General features: G+C 75.7%; 16 protein-coding genes. 5 read left to right on the plus strand and 11 right to left on the minus strand.

Annotated features, from left to right (window positions below; genetic code table 11):
* Positions 1-198, plus strand: a 198-nt coding sequence (locus V1L54_RS28840; protein WP_330121118.1) for a hypothetical protein, incomplete at its 5' end; no start/stop codon positions are given.
* A gap of 198 nt (positions 199-396) precedes the next feature.
* Here V1L54_RS28840 and V1L54_RS28845 read toward each other — a convergent pair.
* The 6 genes from V1L54_RS28845 to V1L54_RS28870 form a co-directional block, all read right to left on the minus strand.
* Positions 397-1350 (minus strand): cation diffusion facilitator family transporter, encoded by a 954-nt coding sequence (locus V1L54_RS28845; protein WP_330121119.1) that lies wholly within the window; start codon positions 1348-1350, stop codon positions 397-399.
* A gap of 71 nt (positions 1351-1421) precedes the next feature.
* On the minus strand, positions 1422-2657 hold the full coding sequence (gene manA, locus V1L54_RS28850) for a mannose-6-phosphate isomerase, class I (RefSeq protein WP_330121120.1): 1236 nt from the start codon (positions 2655-2657) through the stop codon (positions 1422-1424).
* Between the two features lie 81 nt (positions 2658-2738).
* Positions 2739-3911, minus strand: coding sequence for an SIS domain-containing protein (locus V1L54_RS28855; protein WP_330121121.1), 1173 nt, complete (start codon positions 3909-3911; stop codon positions 2739-2741).
* 38 nt (positions 3912-3949) lie between these two features.
* Positions 3950-4120 carry a Trm112 family protein gene (locus V1L54_RS28860; protein ID WP_330121122.1) on the minus strand — a complete coding sequence of 57 codons (171 nt, stop codon included), beginning with the start codon at positions 4118-4120 and terminating at the stop codon, positions 3950-3952.
* A 153-nt stretch (positions 4121-4273) separates the two neighbouring features.
* Positions 4274-5635, minus strand: coding sequence for a phosphomannomutase/phosphoglucomutase (locus V1L54_RS28865; protein ID WP_330121123.1), 1362 nt, complete (start codon positions 5633-5635; stop codon positions 4274-4276).
* A 67-nt stretch (positions 5636-5702) separates the two neighbouring features.
* Complete coding sequence (locus tag V1L54_RS28870) at positions 5703-6095, minus strand: DUF3499 domain-containing protein (protein WP_330121124.1); 393 nt, start codon at positions 6093-6095, stop codon at positions 5703-5705.
* Between the two features lie 320 nt (positions 6096-6415).
* Between V1L54_RS28870 and V1L54_RS28875 the strand changes: the two genes are divergently transcribed.
* Positions 6416-6937: a metallopeptidase family protein gene (locus tag V1L54_RS28875; protein WP_330121125.1), complete on the plus strand. Its 522-nt coding sequence runs from the start codon at positions 6416-6418 to the stop codon at positions 6935-6937.
* A 50-nt stretch (positions 6938-6987) separates the two neighbouring features.
* Here the strand turns inward: V1L54_RS28875 and V1L54_RS28880 are convergent, their stop codons facing one another.
* From V1L54_RS28880 to V1L54_RS28890, 3 genes are all read right to left on the minus strand, one after another.
* Entirely contained in the window at positions 6988-8583 is a 1596-nt protein-coding gene (locus V1L54_RS28880) for a DUF5719 family protein (protein ID WP_330121126.1), read from the minus strand.
* Complete coding sequence (locus V1L54_RS28885; protein ID WP_330121127.1) at positions 8580-12332, minus strand: glycosyltransferase family 2 protein; 3753 nt, start codon at positions 12330-12332, stop codon at positions 8580-8582. Before V1L54_RS28885 ends, V1L54_RS28880 begins: the two co-directional genes overlap by 4 nt.
* 376 nt (positions 12333-12708) lie before the next feature.
* Positions 12709-12972, minus strand: a complete 264-nt coding sequence (locus V1L54_RS28890) for a WhiB family transcriptional regulator (RefSeq protein WP_100203631.1) — start codon at positions 12970-12972, stop codon at positions 12709-12711.
* Positions 12973-13761: 789 nt separating this feature from the next.
* On the opposite strand from V1L54_RS28890, the gene V1L54_RS28895 reads away from it, so the two are divergent.
* The 3 genes from V1L54_RS28895 (at position 13762) to V1L54_RS28905 (ending at position 16710) form a co-directional block, all read left to right on the plus strand.
* Positions 13762-14280, plus strand: a complete 519-nt coding sequence (locus V1L54_RS28895; protein WP_330121128.1) for a cysteine dioxygenase — start codon at positions 13762-13764, stop codon at positions 14278-14280.
* Positions 14281-14374: 94 nt separating this feature from the next.
* On the plus strand, positions 14375-15337 hold the full coding sequence (gene cofD / locus V1L54_RS28900; protein ID WP_330121129.1) for a 2-phospho-L-lactate transferase: 963 nt from the start codon (positions 14375-14377) through the stop codon (positions 15335-15337).
* On the plus strand, positions 15334-16710 hold the full coding sequence (locus tag V1L54_RS28905; RefSeq protein WP_330121130.1) for a coenzyme F420-0:L-glutamate ligase: 1377 nt from the start codon (positions 15334-15336) through the stop codon (positions 16708-16710). Before cofD ends, V1L54_RS28905 begins: the two co-directional genes overlap by 4 nt.
* Before the next feature lie 18 nt (positions 16711-16728).
* Here V1L54_RS28905 and V1L54_RS28910 read toward each other — a convergent pair whose 3' ends face one another.
* A complete protein-coding gene (locus V1L54_RS28910) occupies positions 16729-17706 on the minus strand; it encodes a DNA-3-methyladenine glycosylase family protein (RefSeq protein ID WP_330121131.1) in 978 nt (325 codons plus the stop codon).
* 98 nt (positions 17707-17804) lie between these two features.
* Positions 17805-19182 (minus strand): peptidoglycan recognition protein family protein (locus V1L54_RS28915; RefSeq protein WP_330121132.1); only part of this gene is annotated, 1378 nt, incomplete at its 5' end.

A 19182-nucleotide genomic window follows, 5' to 3' on the forward strand; every position in this document is an offset into this window, starting at 1 on the left:
CGGGCGGTGGCGGCCGATGCGCCGGTCATCGGACCGTCGGTCGTCGTCATAAGAGGCTGCTCCTCGGAATCGGTCGAGGTGTACGGCTGGCTGGTCTGCGGCAGCGGACAGGCGTGCGCGAACGGACACCCGGCCGCTGTGGTGCCGTGTGCCGTCGGCTCGTACGCACCGCACGGTACGGACGTACGTGTCCCCTGACCGCAGCGCAGTCCGTCGGAGGCCCTCTCTCCCTCGGTCGGCCCGTCCGGCCGCCCGACCGCCATCAGCAGCGACGTCTGTGCCCTGTCGAATTTACACGCTCGGGGCATCACCCGGCCGGAGCAGCGCGGGGGCGGGCGGCGGGGGCCGGAGGATTCCGGCCCCCGCCGCCCGCCCGCGGTGCCGCGGGGCGTCGTCTCAGGCCTTCCCGGCTCCGTCGGACGCGTCGGCCGCGACGGCCTGGGTCCGGTAGATGTCCGGCTCCAGGTAGATCACCCGGGCGATCGGCACCGCCGCGCGGACCCGGGTCTCGGCCTCGTCGATCGCGCGGGCGATCTCCGCCGCCGACTCGTGGCTCTCCACCGCCACCTTGGCGGCGACCAGCAGCTCCTCCGGGCCGAGGTGGAGCGTGCGCATGTGGATGATCCGGGTGACCGTCTCGCCGTCGACGAGCGCCTCGCGGATCTGGCCGAGCGCGGCCGGGTCGGCCCCCTCGCCCAGCAGCAGGGACTTGGTCTCGAAGGCCAGGATGACGGCGATGACGATGAGCAGTACGCCGATGCAGACGGTGCCGATGCCGTCCCACACCGGGTCGCCGGTCAGCAGGGCCAGGCCGACGCCGCCCAGCGCCAGTATCAGGCCGACCAGGGCGCCGAGGTCCTCCAGGAGCACGACCGGCAGCTCGGGCGCCTTGGCCCGCCGGACGAACGCCGTCCACGACTGCGTGCCGCGGACCTCGTTGGACTCCCGGATGGCCGTGCGGAAGGAGAAGATCTCGGCGATGATCGCGAAGACCAGGACGCCCACCGGCCAGTACCAGTGGTCGAGGTCGTGCGGATGCCGGATCTTCTCGTACCCCTCGTAGAGGGCGAAGAGGCCGCCGACGGTGAACAGGACGATGGCGACGAGGAAGGCGTAGATGTAGCGCTCGCGCCCGTATCCGAAGGGGTGCTCCTCGCTCGCCTTGCGCTCCGACCGCTTGCGGCCGAGCAGCAGCAGCGCCTGGTTGCCCGAGTCGGCGACGGAGTGGACGCCCTCCGCGAGCATCGACGAGGAGCCGCTGAAGGCGAACGCCGTGAACTTGGCCACGGCGATGGACATATTCGCGACCAGCGCGGCGACGATCGCCTTGGTACCGCCTGATGCACTCATGACAGGGGGATTCTCCTGGAAGACAGCGGGTCTCGGTGGCGCCCGTTCCCGGACCGCGGCCGTACGGCCCGCTACCCGGCCACGGTCGCGCGGAAGAGCGTACCGCCGCCCGAGACCGTCACGCGTTCACCCGCCCGGACGAAGGCCGAACGGCCGCCGGTGAGGGTCAGTCCGGCGTTCCGGCCGGTGTCCTCGCCGGGTGCCCGGTCCACCGTCCGCACCGTGACCTCCCCGGCCGTGCACAGCAGGATCTGCGGGGCGCGGTCGTCCAGCGGGCGGGGCGCGTCCGACCGCGCCAGGACGTGGCGGGAGAGGCGGAACTCCGCCACGGGGGCCTCGTACACCTCCTCGCCGTCCGGTCCCGCCACCGGCCGCAGCACCCGCGGCTCGGTGGGCTCGAAGCGCACGACGCGCAGCAGCTCGGGGACGTCCACGTGCTTGGGGGTGAGGCCGCAGCGCAGCACGTTGTCGGAGTCGGCCATCAGCTCCACGCCCAGGCCCGCCAGATAGGCGTGCGGTACCCCGGCGCCGAGGTACAGGGCCTCGCCGGGCTCCAGGCGCACGACGTTGAGCAGCATCGCGGCCACCACGCCCGGGTCGCCCGGGTAGTGGCCGGCGAGGTCCGCGTAGGCGGCGTACGTCCGCGCGCCGGGTCCGTCGCCGCCGTCGGCCGAGCCCAGCCGCCGGGCGGCGCGCGCCGCCTCCTCGACGGTCTCGGCCATCGCCTCCCGGTCGGCCGACAGCACGGCGGTCAGCACCTCGCTCAGCGCCTCGTCCTCGGGGCGGGCGCGCAGGATGTCCGCGTACGGCTTGAGCCCGCCGACCTCCAGCGCCTCCAGCAGTTCGGCCGTCCGTCCGGGGCGGCGGAAGCCGCACAGGCCGGTGAAGGGGGTGAGGGCGCAGATGAGTTCGGGCTTGTGGTTGGCGTCCTTGTAGTTGCGGTGCGGGGCGTCCAGCGGGATGCCGCGCTCCTCCTCGTCGGCGAAGCCCTCCCGGGCCTGGAGGGGATCGGGATGGACCTGGAGGGAGAGCGGGGCGGCGGCGGCCAGGACCTTGAGCAGGAAGGGCAGCCGGGGGCCGAAGGCCCGTACGGTCTCCGGGCCCAGCTCGCCCTCGGGGTCGGCCTCGATCACCTCCGGCAGGGAGGTCTCCACCCCGCCGCGGACGATCCGGGACGGCGCGCCGGGGTGGGCGCCCATCCACAGCTCGGCCTGCGGTTCGCCGGTCGGTTCGGTGCCCATCAGCTCGGGGATGGCGGTGGTGGAGCCCCAGGCGTAGGGGCGCACGGTGTTGGTGAGGAGGTCCATGCCGGATCGGTGTCCTTGGTCGCTCGGCCGGTCGGGTTCGGAGGGGCGCGGATGTCCTGCCGCGCCGGGCCCGGGCCGCCGTCAGGGCTGCGCGCCGCCGGCGAGCCGGAGGTAGACGGCGGTGAAGTCCACGGTGGCCAGCAGTTCGGCGGCGGCCTCCAGCGGACTGCTGCCCTCGCCCGGCTCCAGCTCGCTGAGCGGGGTGCCGTGCCCGTACGCCAGGTCGCGGGCGGCGACGGCGGCGGAGTCGCCCGCAGGCGGGCCCTCGCGCAGCAGGACCACCCGGGCGCGCAGTGCCTCCGGCTCGTCCACCCGGTCGCGGAAGAAGTCGTCCCCGTCGTCGCCGCCCGCGAAGGCTCCGCTGAGCAGGGCGCCGTGCGTGACCATCGCCTCGGGCAGCTCGGCGGCCAGTGCCGGGCTGCCGACGAGGGCGGTGAGGGTGGTGGCGCAGTGGCGGGCGACGGCGTCCGCGACGGTGCCCTCGCTCCACAGCAGCGGCAGCGCACCGGAGAGTTCGGCGGCCAGGGTCTTGGCGGGGTTGCCGTAGGTGGCGGCGGCGGGACCGCAGCGCTCGGCGACCCGGTCGAGCCGGTCGGCGAGCGCGGCGAATCCGGCGGGCTCGGCGGCGGCCAGGCCGAGCCGGTCGGCCAGTACGAGGAGCGGGGTGAGCAGCGCCCACAGGACACCGGGGGCGGCGGGCGGGACCGAGCGCGGCCGCTGGTACGCGTCGCGCGGGTCCGGGCCCTCGTACTCCTCGCCCGGTGCCGCCGCCAGCGGCACGGCCAGGCCGCGGGCCTGGACGGTCGCCTCGGCCAGCGGGGTGCCGGCGGGGCTCACCGAGACGACGGTGCAGCCGCGGCGGTACGCCTGCTCGACGAGTCCGGACAGGCCGCCCTCGTCGCCGTCGGGTGTGACGGCCAGCAGCAGGTCCAGGGGCCCGGCCCAGCCGGGCAGGGCCCAGCGCAGGGCGCCGGGGTCGGCCAGTGAACCGGTGGGGCGCAGGAGCGTGACGGGGACGGCGCCGTTGCCGAAGGCGCCGAGCAGGTCGGCGGCGCAGGAGACGGCGGGTCCGGTGCCCGCGACGAGGAGGGCGCGGGGGCGGCCGTCGGGGCGCAGCTCCCCCAGGCCCGCCTCGTCGGCGTGCCGGACGGCCGTACGGACGCGGGCGCCGGCCGCGGCGGCCCCGCGCAGCAGACCGTGGGTGTCGGCTCCGGCCAGGGCCTCGGGGGCGTCGAGCAGGGTCTCGTCCAGCATGTGCGGCCTCTCCGGTCGCCGGGCGTTCGGGCGGAAGGTCAGGCGGGGCGGCGGGCCTCGTCGACGAGGAGGACGGGGATGCCGTCGCGGACCGGGTACGCCAGTCCGCACTCGGTGCCCTGGCAGACCAGTTCGCCGTCCTCCTCGCGGAGCGGGGCGTGGCACGCCGGGCAGGCGAGGATCTCCAGGAGGCCGGCTTCGAGCGGCATGGGGCGTCGTCCCTTCGGAGGTGCTCGGACACTGCGGTCGTCGGGCGGCCGGGGTGGCCGTGCGGTCAGCGTACCGCCGCCGGGGCGCGCCCCGGCGGCGGGTGACGCGGAGGGGTCGGCCGGGGCAGGACGGGCCCGTCCCTGGCCGGGGGGTCAGCCGCGGACGACGGCCAGCACCTCGTCGCGGACCCTGGCGGCCGTGGCCGCGTCCCGTGCCTCGACGTTCAGGCGCAGCAGCGGCTCGGTGTTGGAGGGGCGGAGGTTGAACCACCACTCGCCGGGCGCGGTGACCGTCAGCCCGTCCAGTTCGTCCAGCTCCAGCCCTTCACGGGCGGCGTAGACCTCCTTCACCGCGGCGACACGGCCGGCCTGGTCGTCCACGGTGCTGTTGATCTCCCCGGAGGCGGTGTAGCGGTCGTACTGCGCCACCAGCTCGGACAGGGTGCCCTCCTGGCCGCCGAGCGCAGCCAGCACGTGGAGGGCGGCGAGCATGCCGGTGTCGGCGTTCCAGAAGTCGCGGAAGTAGTAGTGCGCCGAGTGCTCGCCGCCGAAGATCGCGCCGGTCCGCGCCATCTCCGCCTTGATGAAGGAGTGGCCGACCCGGGTGCGCACCGGGGTGCCGCCCGCCTCCTTCACGACCTCGGGCACCGACCAGGAGGTGATGCAGTTGTGGATCACCGTGCCGCCGGGGTGCTTGGCCAGCTCGCGGGCGGCGACCAGGGCGGTGATGGCCGACGGGGAGACCGGCTCGCCGCGTTCGTCGACCACGAAGCAGCGGTCGGCGTCGCCGTCGAAGGCGATGCCGATGTCGGCCCCGGTCTCCCGCACCCGGGCCTGGAGGTCGACGATGTTGGCCGGGTTCATCGGGTCGGCCTCGTGGTTGGGGAAGGTGCCGTCCAGTTCGAAGTAGAGGGCGTCCAGTTCGACCGGCAGGTCCGCCAGGACGGTGGGCACGGTGTGGCCGCCCATGCCGTTGCCCGCGTCCACGACGGCCTTCAGGGGGCGGATGGCGGTCAGGTCCACCAGGGAGCGCAGGTGGGCGGCGTAGTCGGCCAGGACGTCCCGCTGTGTGATGTTCCCCGGCTTCTCCACCGGCTCCGGGGCGCCGGTCTCCGCCCACCGCTCCACCAGGGCGCGGATGTCGGCCAGTCCGGTGTCCCGGCCGACCGGGGCGGCGCCCGCCCGGCACATCTTGATGCCGTTGTACCGCGCCGGGTTGTGGCTGGCGGTGAACATCGCGCCGGGCATGTCGAGGCTGCCGCTGGCGTAGTAGAGCTGGTCGGTCGAGCACAGGCCGATCTCGGTGACATCGGCGCCGCGGGCGGCCGCCCCCCGGGCGAAGGCTCGTGACAGGCCCGGCGAGGAGGGGCGCATGTCGTGCCCGACGACGATCGCTTCGGCGTCCGTGACCTGGACGAAAGCGGCTCCGAACAGTTCGGCCAGGGTTTCGTCCCACTGGTCGGGCACCACACCGCGTACGTCGTAGGCCTTCACGAGCTGCGACAGATCAGGCACAGTCCACCCCTTCTGGAGTATCCGGTTCTGGAGTGTCCGGAGACTGCCCAAAGGTAACCGGAACGGATCAGTTCTCGGGGGAGCGCAGCACCCGCAGGTGGCCGCGTCTGGCCACCTCCGTCAGATCCCGGCCGCGCCCGCCGCCGGGACCGGGCGGGCCGTCCGGTCCCGGGCCCCGGCGCTGGGGGGTGCGGGCGGCCTCGCGCACGGCGTCGGCCAGGGCCTCGAGGTCGTCGCCGCTGGGGCGGGCGGGGCCGGGGTCCACGGCGAGGCGGACGACCTCCCAGCCGCGCGGCGCGGTCAGCCGCTCCGAGTGCTCCGCGCACAGGTCGTAGCAGTGCGGTTCGGCGTAGGTGGCCAGCGGGCCGAGGACGGCGGTGGAGTCCGCGTAGACGTACGTCAGCGTCGCCACGGCGGGGCGGCCGCACGCGGTGCGCGAACAGCGACGTACAGGGCTCACGACGTTGGACGGTACCGCACTCTTGAGCGGGCCGCGACGACTCCCCGGGAGCTCACCCCGTTGTGTCGCCGGCCTCTCGCACCGGTGCGCCGGAACCGCGCGTACGGTCGGCGGCCCGGCTGACCTGCCGCGTGCCGGAAAGTTCCGGTTTCGCGGCGGACGCCGGGGCCGTTACCTCTTCGTTCGGAGACCGTCATCGAGGAGCGATCATCGATCGAAGAGATGACCGAAACGCACCGCCGGAGCGGTGCGGGGCCGGGCCGGGGCGGCACCGGCCGTCCGGGGTCGCCGCCGGGCGTTGGACGGCTACTCTCATGGTGATGAGCAACCCCGTACCGCCCCACCGGCCCGATCCGCGACCGCGTCGCCGGGATCGCCACGGGCGCGGCATGCGCGGCCCGGTCGCCCCGCCCCAGGTGCCCCTGGCCGTGAGCCGCGCCGAGGTGTTCGACGATCTGGTGCGCGACTCCGCGGAGCGGCTGGAGAAGCAGTGGCCGCAACTGGCCGGGGTGGAGTTCGTCGTGCGGGAGGTGCCGCCCGTCCGGCTGCCCCGCCCGGACGGCGACCGGTTCGGCGGGCCGGCCGGGAGACCGCCGGGCGACGGGCCGGACGGCTGGGGCGGCGGCTGGGCGGACGGCGACGGCAGCGTGCCGCTGGGCCGGCACGAGACGGCCCGGGACTCCCGCCCCGACCGCGTCGTCGTCTACCGGCGCCCCGTCGAGCTGCGCTCCAGGACACGCGACGACCGGGCGCGGCTCGTCCACGAGGTCGTCGTCGAGCAGGTCGCCGAACTGCTGGGACTGGCCCCGGAGTCGATCGACCCGCGCTACGGACAGGACTGAGGCCGGGCCGCCGCGCACCCGTCCGGGTCCGCCGGGCGGGCGGCCCGGCCTCAGTCGACCAGGACGGACAGGTCCTGCTCGACCCCGGGCACCGCCACCGTGCTCCGGTCGTCCGGGAGCGTCTGCACGGTGAACATCGGAACGCCGTCCTCCGTCCGCGTCAGCGTCCGGGCGGCGTGCACCGGCCCGCCCGACAGCTTCTCGACGGTGAGCGCGTAGCGGCCCTTGCCGCCCTCCGGGCGCAGCCCGTCGACGACCGTCGTGGTGCCGCCCTTGAGGGTGTACGTCTTGCTGACCGGCTCGCCGCCGCCGCTGCCCGCCGAGGCCGTGACCCGCACCTTCACGCCCTCCTCCGGTGCCACCAGCGACAGCGCCGCCGTCTCACCCTTCTTGTCGTCCGTGGCCGCCGCGTCGCCGCCCGCCGCGGACACCCGCTCCCGGATCGGCCCGGTGGCCGGGACGAAGCCCATCTCCCGGTCGCCCCCCTTGCCGCGCAGCACCTGGAGCGCCGCCACCACCGGGGCGTCCCCGCCTTCCTCGGCCGGGCCGAGCAGCAGCGAGCCGGCCTCGCCCCGGGTGAGGTCGCCGAGGTCCACGGCCACCGTCATACCCCGCTTGACGTGCAGGTTCTCCTGGCCCGCCGGGGTGATCGAGCCGGTGGGGGTGGCCAGCCGCACCTTCAGGTCGGCGTCCGCGTCACCGGGGGCGAAGGCGATCAGCCGTACCCCGGTGGCGTCCGCCGGGACACCGGGCAGCACCAGGGTGCCGCGGGAGACGGCGGAGGCGGTCAGCCAGTCGCCGCCGAGCTTGTCGTCGAGCGCCTGCACCTGGGCGCCGATCCGGCCGGCGCGCGCCACGACGTGCAGGACCACGTCGGTGACCGGTTCCGTGGACAGCGTGGAGAGCAGCACCGGGATCGTGGCGCGGCCGGGGACGTTGATGCCCTGGCCGCTGTCGGTCCGCACCGAGCCGTCCTCGCCGTACAGCTCCAGGTCGACCACGGCCGGGGTGTCGTCGGGGTTGACGAGGTGGATGTAGTCGGAGCGCGCCTCGGCGGTGCTCACCCCGGGGAACCAGAACTCGGTGTCGGGCTCGGTGCAGGAGGCGCCCAGCAGCCCGCGGCCGGCGCCGGCGGTGACGAGGGTGGTCTGCTGGACCGTCCAGCCGGGGGCCAGCCGGCCGGTCGCCGAGCCGGTGAGCGCGGGTGAGCCGCTGCCGTCGGTGTCCGCCGTGACCGGCCTGCCGGGTTCGCTCAGCGGAACGACCGGCTCGGGCTCGGCCGTCTTCCCGCTCCCGCCGCCCTCGTCACTCTTGTCACCCTTGCCATCCTCGTCACTCTTGTCCTTTTCCGCGTTCTGCTGGCCGCCGCCTTCCAGGGTGCTGGCGGCGGGCAGCAGGGCGGCCGAGCCCTTCCCGGCGGCCTCCCGCCCGGCTCCGCCCGCGGGGGTGAAGGCGGTGTAGGTCGTCTCGCCGATCTCCGAGGAGGTCGGCTGCGGGCACACCAGCGTGGAACGCTCCACGGGCAGCCTGGTCGCCGCGGCGGGGCCGGTGGCGGACTCGCCGGACGGGTCGGTCAGCGAGGCGAGGCCGGTGACGGCGGCCAGCGCGGTGACCACGCCGATCAGGGAGTAGACGGTGCGGTTCATCCCTGGTTGCTCCTGTCGCCGTACGGGGTGCCGTCCTGGCCGTAGCCACTGCCGTGGCCCTCGTTGCCGTAGCCGCCGTACTCCTCGCCGCCGTGGCCGCTCTGTCCGTAGTCGTAGCCGTAGCCGCCCTGGCCGTAGCCGTAGCCGCCGTAGCCGTCGTACTCGGGCCGGGGCTGCCCGCCGTGGCCCTGGTCCCGGCCGTACGGATCGGCCTGGCCGGCGTACTGCCGCTGCTCGTCCCAGCCTCCGTGGCCCTGCTGGGCGACGTACGGCTCCTGGGACTCCTGGGGCCGGGGCCCGGCTTCCGGCCCGGGGGTGGGCTCCGGGGGCGGTCCGCCGGCCGCCTCCTGGGCCGCCCGCAGTCTGCGGGCCCGGCGGCCCTCGCCCTCCACCGGCTCGTGGGGCACGGTCGCGGCGCCCGCCGTCTCGGGCAGGTCGTCGTCGATCTCGCGGCGCCGTCCCGGCAGCGCCATGACCAGGACGACCAGCGCCAGGAAGCCCTGCGTCCACACCCACGCGGTGTGTGTCACGGGGGTCTCGTGCACCAGGTCCAGCCGGCCGCCCTCGGCGGGCAGTTCGAAGCCCTGCGCCCAGCGGTCCACGGTGACCGGCTTCAGCGGACGTCCGTCCAGGGTGGCCCGCCAGCCCTCGTCCGCCGCCTCGGCGATCCGCAGCACCCGGCCCTCGGGTCCGGCCGGGATGTCGGTGTGGGCCTCGACGGGGCCGGACGCGACGGTCACCGGTTCGGCCGCGGCGCCCGCGTCTTCGGTGCCCTCCTCCGGCTCCTCGCCGGGAACGACGGTGACCCGGGCGACCTCGGTGTCCACCCGCCACAGCGCGCCGTCGTCCTGCTCGCTCAGCCGGCTCAGGCCCGGGGTGGCGTCCAGCACCCGGGTGATGTCCCGGGGGGCGCCGTCGCGCACCAGGACGTAGCGGACCGCGTAGCCGCCGAGCTGGCCGGCCTGGTCCGCACCGGAGCCCGCCACCAGGTTGCCGACCATCTCGCCCAGCCGCCGGTCGCCGCCCGCCGCGCGGGCCAGATCGCCGTCGCCCAGCCGGACGCCGGAGCCGCGGACGAGGGTGTACGAGATCCGGGCCGCGCCCCCGGCCGCGGTGGCACCGCCCGCGTCCGCGCCGTCCAGGACGAGGGTGCGCGGCCGGTCGCGGGTGCCGCTCTCCTCCGCGACGAACGCCGGCACCTGTACCGGGCTGCGCCGCGCCAGCGGCCCGTCCGCGCCGCCCGCCATCCAGCCGACCGCGGCGGCGGCCGGTCCCAGCGCGGCGGCGACGCCGATGAGCGCGGCGACCGGCTGCCGCCAGCCGAAGCTCTGCTCGGCGACCCGTCCGCGCACGCCCTCGGCGCCGACCGCTGCGGCGGTCAGCATCGCCAGGCCGGAGACGAGGGTGGCGGGCCCGGCCCAGCCGGAACCGTTCACGAGAACGGCGAAGAACAGACCGGTCAGGGCGGCGGTCCAGGCGGCGAGGATCGCGGTCCGCCGCTCGGCGCGCAGCAGCGCGGCGAGCGCGGCCAGCACCACACCGGCGAACAGCACCCCGCCCACCGCGCCCGGCCCGCCGGGGTCGAGGAGCAGCAGACCCGTGGCGGAGGCGGTGCCCTCGCCGTACGGCAGCCCGGCCTCCTGGAGGAAGGCCGAGGGGCTGGTGAGCAGTTCCAGCGACCACGGCGCGAGCAGGACCAGCGGCACCGCCAGCAGGACGAGGGCGCGGACCGCGTACGCCGCCGGGTACGCGCCCTGCCGCACCCGCAGGCCCAGCACGGCCAGGGTGAGCACGGCGGCGACGGGCCAGATCACGGGGGTGAAGGCGGTGGTGAGGGCGAGCAGCAGCGCACAGGCCCACACCGGCCGCCAGGAGGGTTTCTCCCCGGACGACCGCAGCCCCGCGGCGGCGACCGCCGCGCGGGCCATCAGCGGCAGGACGACCGCGAGGACCGCGGTGCCGATCCGGCCGCCCGCCAGGGCTCCGGTGACGGCCGGGAGGAAGGCGTAGGCGACGCTGCCCCAGGCGCGCAGCAGCCGGGAGCCGACCAGCGGCCGGGAGGCGAAGTAGGCGGTGAGCCCGGCCAGCGGCACCGAGCAGACCAGCAGCAGGGTGAGGGTGAGGCCGGTGCTGCCGAGCAGGACGGTGGCGAGGGTGGCCAGGACCGCCAGATACGGCGGCACGGTCCCGGTGCCGCCGGTGCCCACCGGCTGCCAGGTGTTCAGCCAGCGCTCCCACAGGCCGGCGGCCTCGGCGGGCGCGGGCAGCAGGGCGCCGCCCGCCAGCGCGCCGCCGCCCAGCAGGTTGCGGCAGGCGACCAGCGAGGTGACCAGCAGGACGGCGAAGAGCACGGGCGCCGGGCGGCGGGCGATCCGCTTCAGCCGGGCGAACTGCTCGACCTCCAGGAAGTCGGCGTCGTCGTCGCCGGGGCCGGTCTCGACGGCACCGTGCCGTCCGCCGGAGGAGGCGTCGGGGTCGGAGCGTCCGGCGAAGTTGCCCGCGACCTGCTCGACGGTGGCCCGCACCGTGGCGCCGGGCGGCGGGAAGAGGGGGCGCAGGTCGGAGTGGGCGACGGCGGGTCTGCCGCGCCTGCGCCGGGCGGCGAGGATCAGACCGGGGCGCAGCAGGGTGCCGGCGAGCCCGGTGAACTCGTCCAGCGCCTGTCCGGGCACCTTGCCGACCAGATAGGCGACGATGCGCAGCGCGGTGCCCACGACCAGCCGCAGCAGGACCCAGGGCAGCAGCTTCCCGGGGGTGTTGACGAGCAGCGTGTAGACGGCGCCCGCCTTGTCCACCCGGTGCGGTCCGGTGACCGAGCGGCCGACGCAGTCGATGGGCCGCCGCTCGCGGGAGGCCGCCTCGGCGTGCCGCAGGACGGCCTCGGGCGCGACGAGCACCCGGTGCCCGGCGGCCTGGGCGCGCCAGCACAGGTCCACGTCGTCGCGCATCAGCGGCAGCCGGCGGTCGAAGCCGCCGAGCTCCTCGAAGACGTCGCGCCGGATGAGCATGCCGGCGGTGGAGACGGACAGCACCTGCCGCACCTGGTCGTACTGGCCCTGGTCCTGCTCGCGCCGGTCCAGACCGGTCCAGCGGCGTCCGCTGTGGGCGACGGAGACCCCGACCTCCAGCAGCTGGCGGCTGTTGTACCAGCTGCGCAGCTTCGGTCCGACGACGGCGGCCGAGGGGCTGGCGTCGGCCACCTTCAGCAGTTCGGCGAGGGCGTCCGGCTCGGGCGCGCAGTCGTCGTGCAGCAGCCACAGCCACTGGACGGGCTCGCCGTGCGGCAGCTCGGGCAGGTCGTAGGCGTCGTCCCGCCAGGTGCGGGTGACCGGGTCCCAGCCGCTGGGCCGCTTGAGGTACGGCAGGTCGTCGGGGGTGAGGACGGGCGCGGTGCGGGCCGCCTCGTCGACGGCCGCGCCGAATCCGCTGCGGCGGGCGAGGTGCAGGACGCGGTCGGGACCGAGGGTCTCGGTGAGCAGCCGGGCGGAGTCGTCGGCGCTGCCGGTGTCGGCGGCGACGATGTTCTGCACGGGCCGTTCCTGGTTCACGAGTCCGGCCAGCGCGTCGGGCAGCCAGCGCTCACCGTCGTGGGAGACGAGCACGGCGGTGACGACGTGTCGCGGGAACTCGGGCGCGTGGGCGTGGTCGGACGCCGCGGTCTCGGGGGACCGGTACGGCGCGGACTGGGAAGCGGCGAACGCCGCTGTGGCCGCCTCGTACGGGGCCGCCGGGTGGCTGTGCACGGACATCGGGGTAGGGGCCCTCCGGCCGGGGTCCGGGGGGCGTCCCCCCGGAAGGCTGCTGCGTCGGAACTGCTGTGGACCGGTCCAGGCGCGCCGGGCCGCACGGGCGGCCGCTGCGTCGTGGACGGACCCACACTAATGGCTTACCGGGGGCCGCCGTCCGGGGTCCGGCCGGACGGCGGCCGCGGAGCGCTCCGTGCAGCAGTACGCCTCCCGCGCGGGGCGGGAGGCGTACCGGGAGCGATATGAGGCGATATGAGGGCTCTTCCGCTCGCGCGGGCCCTTGTCCGGCAATCCGTCCGGCGGTTGCCGGGCGGCCGGTGCGGGACGGCCGGGCGACCTGCCCGGGCGGCCCGGCGGCACGGGGGCCGGTGGACGGGGATCAGACGGCGGCCTTCTTCAGACGGCGCCGCTCACGCTCGGACAGTCCGCCCCAGATGCCGAAGCGTTCGTCGTTGGCGAGGGCGTACTCCAGGCACTCGGACCGGACCTCGCAGGCGAGGCAGACCTTCTTGGCCTCCCGCGTCGAGCCGCCCTTCTCCGGGAAGAAGGACTCCGGGTCGGTCTGGGCGCACAACGCGCGCTCCTGCCAGCCGAGCTCCTCTTCCACCTCTTCGACCAGCAGTTGTTCGAACAGCTCGGCCATGCGCGCCCCTCGTCTGTCTTTACTTCCCCGTGATGCTGTCGTTATCGATCCCAGCCGAACGACACGAGTGAAATTACAAGTGCGTACATCCACCCGAGTCAAGCCGGGATCTGCTATTGGGCCCGTTATTCACTCTCCGGAACCAAGCCCTAGCATTTAGTGTTTATATCGCGACAAACTATGACAGGCAGAACGGACATCTCGCTCAGCCGCCCTCCCCGGGAACTCCTCGTCCGGGAGGACGCGAGCGGGTCCGTCCGCGTTGCCCGCCGTGCGCCGAAGGGAGCATGATCACAGTTGGATCACAGATCCGCAACGGCGTTCGCGTGCACGGATGATCCGCCACCTGTCCGATCTTCGTTCGCGTAAACCTTTCCTCGCGCCTGCCGACCGGATGTGGTGAAACACACCCGCCGAACGGGCCATCCGGTTGACAGCGGGACGGGGTACCCGGTCTTCTTGATGTCATGCCAGCGATTCGCGCGCTCAGCCCGGCCCGCCACTGCGGGGCCCTTCGCGCTGCCCGGACTCGCTGCCGCTGTTGTCGCCGCTGAAGCCGCCCGCCCGGGCCCGCTGTTGAGGCACCCGCCGAGGCGCCGCCTCCCGCGGGGCGTGTGAACCCGACCGGTCCTCCCGTTTCCTCCGGTCCTCCCCGGCGTCCGCCTCCGGCGCTCCACCCTGCCGCTTCACCCGCCGCTTCCCGGCACGTACCGCTTTCCTCGCTCTTCCTCCGTTCCCCCCGTTTCCTCTGCTCCCCCGCTCGCCCGCCCCCGCTAGGAATCCCCGACCGTGAACAGCGATGTCGAGATCGCCGGCGACCCGCTCGCCGTGCCGCACCTGCTGCCGCCCGTCCCCGCCCATCCCTCCACCGTCGCCGGCTTCGCCGGCCTGGCCCGGACGATCGCCGCCGACCGGACCGGCTGGGCACCGCTCGTCCGGTACGACGCCACCACCCGCTGGTACCACCGGCTGCGCACCGGCCCCGGCTACGAGGTCTGGCTGCTGAGCTGGGTGCCCGGACAGGGCAGCGGTCCCCACGACCACGGCCCCTCCTCCGGAGTGCTCACCGTCCTCGACGGCGAGCTGACCGAGCGGACCGCGCGGGGTGACCGCACGCTCGGCGCCGGAGCGCAGCGGGTGTTCGCACCCGGCTACGCGCACGAGGTCGTCAACGACGCGCTGGAGCCGGCCGTCAGCCTGCACGTCTACTTCCCCGGCCTCACCGAGATGCCGATGCACGCCCCGCACACCCCGCACGCCCTGGCGTGCGCGGCGCCGGCCGCCCGCCGGGACGCGGCGGTGGGCTGACCGCTCCCCCGCGCCGCCGCGCGCCCCGGCGTTCTCCGGCGGCCCCGGCGGTCCCCTCAATCCCGCGCCGCCGCTTGCTGAGAGACTGTCGGGCATGCAGCGCATTGTGGTTCTGGCCGGGGGCATCGGCGGTGCCCGCTTCCTGCGCGGTCTGAAGGAGGCGGCGCCCGGTACCGAGATCACGGTCGTCGGCAACACCGGTGACGACATCCATCTCTTCGGCCTCAAGGTCTGCCCGGATCTCGACACGGTGATGTACACCCTCGGGGGCGGCATCCACGAGGAGCAGGGCTGGGGCCGCTCGGACGAGACCTTCACGGTGAAGGAGGAGCTGGCGGCGTACGGCGTCGGGCCGGAGTGGTTCGGCCTGGGCGACCGGGACTTCGCCACCCACATCGTCCGCACCCAGATGATCGGCGCGGGCTATCCGCTCAGCGCCGTCACCGAGGCGCTGTGCGCGCGCTGGCGGCCCGGCGTGCGGCTGCTGCCGATGACCGACGACCGGGTCGAGACCCATGTGGTGATCGAGGCCGAGGACGGCGGCCGCAGGGCCGTGCACTTCCAGGAGTACTGGGTGCGGCTGCGGGCCGAGCCGCCCGCGCAGGCCGTGGTGCCGGTGGGCGCCGAGCAGGCCAAGCCGGCGCCGGGCGTACTGGACGCGATCGCCGGTGCCGACGTCGTCCTCTTCCCGCCGTCCAACCCGGTGGTCAGCATCGGCACCATCCTGGCCGTGCCCGGCGTCCGCGAGGCGATCGCCGACGCCGGGGTGCCGGTGGTGGGCCTGTCCCCGATCGTCGGGGGCGCCCCGGTGCGCGGCATGGCCGACAAGATGCTCGCCGCCGTCGGGGTGGAGTCCACCGCGGCGGCCGTGGCCGGGCACTACGGGTCGGGGCTGCTGGACGGCTGGCTGGTGGACACCGCGGACTCCGGCGCCGTGGCCGGGGTCGAGGCGGCGGGCATCCGCTGCCGCGCCGTGCCGCTGCTGATGACGGACGTCGGGGCCGCCGCGGAGATGGCCCGCGAGGCGCTCACGCTCGCCGGGGAGGTGCGGGCATGACGGAGTTCCCGGACGGGCCGGCCGGACACCGGGCACCGGAGGTTCCGGGGTACCGGGTGTGGGCGCTGCCCGGGATCCCCGAGGTGCGGCCGGGCGACGACCTGGTGAAGCTGATCGCCGACGCGGCCACCGGACCGGGTCTGCCCGGTCTGGCGGACGGCGACGTGCTGGTGGTCACCTCGAAGATCGTGAGCAAGGCCGAGGGGCGGATCGTCGCGGCCGCCGACCGGGAGGCCGCCGTCGACACCGAGACCGTACGGGTGGTCGCCCGGCGCGGCCCGGCGCGGATCGTGGAGAGCCGGCACGGCTTCGTGATGGCCGCGGCCGGGGTGGACGCCTCCAACACCCCGGCCGGCACGGTGCTGTTGCTGCCCGAGGACCCGGACGCCTCCGCGCGCCGGATCCGCGCGGGGCTGCGGGAACTGCTGGGCGTGACGGTCGGGGTGGTCGTCACCGACACCTTCGGGCGTCCCTGGCGCGAGGGCCAGACCGATGTGGCCGTCGGCGCCGCCGGGGTGCGGGTGCTGGAGGACCTGCGCGGCACCGCCGACATGTACGGCAACCCGCTGGGGGTGACGCTCACCGCGGTCGGCGACGAACTGGCCGGGGCCGGCGAGCTGGTGAAGGGCAAGGCCGACGGACTGCCGGTCGCGGTGGTGCGCGGCCTGCCCCACCACCTGAACTGGGACGACCCCGCCGGGGAGGCGTCCGGGGACACCGGGGCCCGCGCGCTGGTCCGCGGCGCGGCCACCGACATGTTCCGGCTGGGCACTTCGGAGGCCGTACGGGAAGCGGTGACGCTGCGCCGCACGGTGCGGGAGTTCACCGCCGAGCCGGTGGACGGCGCGGCGGTCCGGCGGGCGGTGGCCGCGGCGGTCACCGCCCCGGCGCCGCACCACACCACGCCGTGGCGGTTCGTGCTGCTGGAGTCGGCACAGACCCGCACCCGGCTGCTGGACGCGATGCGCGAGGCGTGGATCGCCGATCTGCGCGCGGACGGGAAGAGCGAGGAGAGCATCGCGAAGCGGATCCGGCGCGGCGACGTCCTGCGCCACGCCCCGTACCTGGCGGTGCCGTGCCTGGTGGCCGACGGGGCGCACGACTACCCGGACGAGCGGCGCTCGGCGGCCGAACGCGAGATGTTCGTGGTCGCGGCCGGGGCCGGGGTGCAGAACTTCCTGGTCGCGCTGGCCGGCGAGGGGCTGGGCTCGGCCTGGGTGTCCTCCACGATGTTCTGCCGCGGGGTGGTGCGCGAGGTGCTGGACCTGCCCGGGGACTGGGAACCGATGGGCGCGGTGGCCGTCGGGCGGCCCGCGGCCCCGCCCCGGCCCCGGCCCGCCCGGACGGCCGAGGCCTTCACCGTCGTCCGCTGAGCGCGCCCGCGGCGCGCGTCACAACCGGGCGATGTCGCCGCGCGGGAAGCGCGGCGCCCGGCGGGGCGGGCGGCGGCCGGTGGCCAGGATCAGCCGGGTGGCGCGGTGGCGCTGGCCCGCGTACGGGGCCAGCAGTTCCAGCATCCGCGCGTCGTCGCCGTCCCGCTCGCCGGTGAGCGCGTAGACCACGGTGCCCGGCAGGTGCAGGTCGCCGACCGTCACCGCGTCCGCCGCGCCGTTGCTGCGCTGGAGCGTCTCGGCCGCCGTCCACGGGCCGATGCCGGGGATGGCCGTCAGCCGGGTCACCGCCGCCGCCAGGTCCATGCCCGCCGCCTCCTGAAGGCGCCGGGCGCGGGAGACGGCGCGCAGCACGGTGGCGGAGCGCTTGCCGTCCACCCCGGCGCGGTGCCACTCCCAGGAGGGGATCAGTGCCCAGGTGCGCGGCTCGGGCATCACGCGCATCCCCTCGGGGAGCCGGCCGACCGGGCCCGGCGCGGGCTCGCCGTACCGCCGCAGCAGCAGCCGCCAGGCGCGGTACGCCTCGTCGGTGGTGACCTTCTGCTCCAGGATCGAGGGGATCAGCGACTCCAGCACCAGCCCGGTGCGGACCAGCCGCAACCCGGGCCGGCGGCGGTGCGCCTCGGCGACCAGCCGGTGCCGGGGGACGAAGGCCGACGGGTCGTCGCCGGCGCCGAGGAGGGCCGGGAGACCGTCCAGCACCCACTCGGCGCCCGGCCCCCACGCCTCGGCCACCACCTGTCCGGCGGCGGCGTCCGGCACCAGGCACAGGGTGGCCGGTCCGCACGGGGTGCGGGTGGCGCGCCAGAGCGCGCCGCCGGCCACCCGGTACGCGGGGTCGTACGGCCCGCGTCCCAGCACCCGCAGGTTGCGGGGCAGGTCGCGGGGCTCGAAGGGCTCCGGCGGGGTCCAGCGGCGGACGGCCGCGGCGGCTTCGGGCCCCGGGCGGCGGACGGCGGGCGGGGTCGGTGCTCCCATCGGTGGGCCTCCGCTCTGGGTGCCGGTGTGCCGGGCGGCCGGGCCAGTGTAGGCGGCCGGCCGCCCGGCGCCTCGGGCGCCCGCGGGCCCCGGGCGGGCTACCTGCCCTGGAGCCGGGCCGCCAGCGTCCGGATGCCGGGCAGCTCGCGGTAGAGCCGGTCGCCCGGGCAGGTGGTGTACGCGCCGTCCCGGTGTCCGGCGACGGTACGGAGCCTGACCCGCGCCCCCTTGCGGTACTTGCCGCCGGCGGAGGTCAGGACCGCGGTGCCCCGCGGGTTGACGCCGTGCAGGCCGAGCTTCCACCCCAGCAGCTTGGCGACGCCCTCCACCGCGGCCCGGGTGGGCCTGGTGGCGCCGTACGAGCCGAGGACGGCGATCCCGGTGCTGTTGTCGTTGAAGCCCAGGGTGTGGGCGCCCTTCACCGGCCTGGCCACGCCTCCGGCGCGGCCCTCGAAGATCTTTCCGCACTTGTCGACGAAGAAGTTGTAGCCCACGTCCCGCCAGCCGTTGCTGATGACGTGGTAGCGGTAGACGGCGCGGATGACGGAGGCGGACTGGCCGCAGGTGTAGGAGTTGCTCATCGCGGTGTGGTGGACGAAGGCGGCCTTGACCGTGCCGGTGTAGAGGAACGGACCGCGCAGCCGCTCGTCGGCCCCCCAGCCCCGGCGGGTGACGATGCCCGGTCGCGGTCCGATGGGGGCCTGCACCCTGGCGTACGGTTTCTCGGCCCGGACGACGCCCGGTCCGCGGTCCCGGCCGCCGGTGTCGCGCTCCGCGGGTGTGCCGGCGCGGGGCGGCTCCCCCTCCCGGGCCTCCTCCTCCCCGGTCTCCCCGTCCTGGGCCGGGATCTCCAGGGCGCCGAGGGGGGCGAGTCCGGCGTTGGCCGCGCTGCTGTCGCGGTCCTGGGGGGTGAGTCCGCCGGAGGAGTCGTCGCCGGGAGGGGGGTCGTCGCCGGGGTGGACCAGGTCCAGCCGCAGTCCGCCGGGCAGCGGGTGCCCGCCGTCCGGGCCGCCGCCGTCCGGGCCGCCGCCGTCCGGGCCGCCGCCGTCCGGGCCGTCGCCGTCCGGGTCGTCGGGCCCGAGCAGGAACCGGGCCTGTACGCCGTCCGCGTCACCGACCCACAGCGGGGCCGTGGCGCCGCGCGGCGCGGTCTCCCCGTCCGCGGGGGAGCCGGGGTCGGGTCTGTCGGCGTGGCTCTCCAGCTCCCGCCAGGGCGACCAGTCACCGGTGCCGGCCGCCCGGGTGCGCACCTGGATCCGGCCCCGCGGTTCCTCGTCCGGGTCGTCCCAGACCGCGCCGAGCAGCGCGAAGGGTTCGATGTCGCGCGCCGGGAGGCCGAGGGGCACCGGGTCGCCGGACTGTTCGGCCCCGGTGTCCCCGCCGGGGGAGGTCAGCGGTACGAGCGGCAGTGACTGGGTGCTCCCCGGCAGCCGGGGAGCCGTCTCGTGGACGGCGGCGGATGCCGGTGCCGTGGTG

Source organism: Streptomyces rubellus, assembly GCF_036323805.1.
Lineage (GTDB): Bacteria > Actinomycetota > Actinomycetes > Streptomycetales > Streptomycetaceae > Streptomyces.